The organism is Actinoallomurus acaciae, assembly GCF_042429965.1.
Taxonomy (GTDB): domain Bacteria; phylum Actinomycetota; class Actinomycetes; order Streptosporangiales; family Streptosporangiaceae; genus Actinoallomurus; species Actinoallomurus acaciae.
On record NZ_JBHLZP010000958.1, the window covers coordinates 1 to 1,685 of the forward strand.

The following is a 1,685-nucleotide window of genomic DNA, read 5'->3' on the forward strand; positions in this document are numbered from 1 at the left end:
TGCGGCACCGCGATCCGGCAGGCGGCGCCGGACGCGCTCGACGCGCCGGGCGACGCCTTCGCCGTGGCCCCCGCGCTCGACGCGGCGGTGCAGGACCACGTCTACAGCTACGGACTGGCCGCCGCGCAGACCGTCCCGGTCGCGCTGGCGCTGACCAAGGCGTCGGCGGGCGACCTGGCCAGTGCCGTTCCGGCCGCCGCCTGCCTCGCCTCGCTCGCCGACTCGGCACCCGCGCTGACCGGCGCGCTCACCGGCGCGATCACCGGTTACGCGGCACTGCCCGAACCCTGGCGGGACAACACCAGAGTGCTCGCCGGATGCTGCCTGCCGGACCTGGCCGGCGCGGACCTCATCGCCATCGCCGACGGCGTCGCCGATCGATCGGAAGGGAAACAATGACGCTCCTGCAGGACAAGGCCGTCGGCGCCATCGCCGGTGCCGCGGTCGGCGACGCGCTGGGCGGGGCCACCGAGGGATGGACGCCCGAGCAGATCCGCGAGCGCTACAACGGCTGGGTGACGGGCATCGTCCCGCCGTACTTCGCGGACTGGCGCAACGCGCGGCCCATCGCGCCGTACCACAAGGGCGACGGGCACGTCACCGACGACACCCTCATGACGCACGCGCTGATCCGCGTGTACGAGCGGGCCGGCGGCCATCTCGACGCGTACGCCGCGGCGGACCACCTCGTGCCCGAGATGATGGGCGAGAAGCGCTGGATCCCCGAGCTGGAGGCGGAGGCCCTGCCGCTGCAACGGGTGTTCCTGGCCGAGAAGTGGCTGGTCCTGCGCCTGCACTACGGCCACATCGACCCGCGTGAGGCCGGGGTGGGCAACATCGTCAACTGCGGCGCCGCGATGTACATGGCGCCGGTCGGCGTGGTCAACGCCGCCGACCCCGACGGCGCGTACACCGAGGCCGTCGAACTGGCGGGCGCGCACCAGTCCAGCTACGGACGCGAGGCGGCCGCCGTGTTCGCGGCCGCGGTCGCCGAGGCGATGCGCCCCGGCGCGACCACCGCCTCCGTGATCGCGACGGCGCTCCGGGTCGCAAAGGACGGCACCCGCGCCGCGGTCGAGGCCGTCTGCGAGCGGGCACGCGACTTCGGACACTGGGAGGGGTCGTTCGCCGCGCTGCGGGAGGCGGTCCGCCCGTACGACACGGTCGCCGACACCTACCGCGACCAGGGGCTGGGCGCGCGCCGGCCGAGCAGGACGCACAGCATCGAGGAACTGCCGCTCGCCCTCGCGTTCCTGCTGATCGCCGACGGCGACTACCGCGACACCGTGCTCGGCGCGGTCAACTACGGCCGCGACGCGGACTCGATCGCCAGCATGGGCGGCGCCATCGCCGGCGCCCTGGGCGGGGCGAACGCCGTACCCGCCGACTGGCGTCAGGAGATCTCCACCGCCAGCAGGCTTGACCTGGAGGCGCCCGGCCGGACCGTCGCGGCGGTGGCCGAGCGCATCCACGCGGCCGACGTCGAGCGGAGGCGCACGCACGAGCAGGCGTTCGAGGGGCTGCTGGCATGAGGCTGACCTGGATCCAGCCGGAGGACCTCGTCGGGCACGAGCTGCGGCAGGCGGAGCAGGACGGCCGGGACGTCTCCGCGATCGCCGACCGCTGGCACGCGGCGGGCGGTCACGACGCACCGCCCCGCGCCGGCGCCTCCCCGAAGCCGGCCG

At 74.8% G+C, this 1,685-nt stretch carries 2 protein-coding genes; both read left to right on the plus strand.

The window, feature by feature from the left end:
• A partial coding sequence (locus tag ACFFNX_RS49350; RefSeq protein ID WP_378213398.1) for an ADP-ribosylglycohydrolase family protein occupies positions 1 to 399 on the plus strand: 399 nt, incomplete at its 5' end.
• Complete coding sequence (locus ACFFNX_RS49355; protein ID WP_378213399.1) at positions 396 to 1,532, plus strand: ADP-ribosylglycohydrolase family protein; 1,137 nt, start codon at positions 396 to 398, stop codon at positions 1,530 to 1,532. The genes ACFFNX_RS49350 and ACFFNX_RS49355, both read left to right, overlap by 4 nt.
• Positions 1,533 to 1,685 lie beyond the last annotated feature (153 nt).

Coding starts and splice junctions, on each gene's coding strand:
- ACFFNX_RS49355 (WP_378213399.1), top strand. CDS start 396: ATGACGCTCCTGCAGGACAAGGCCGTCGGCGCCATCGCCGGTGCCGCG.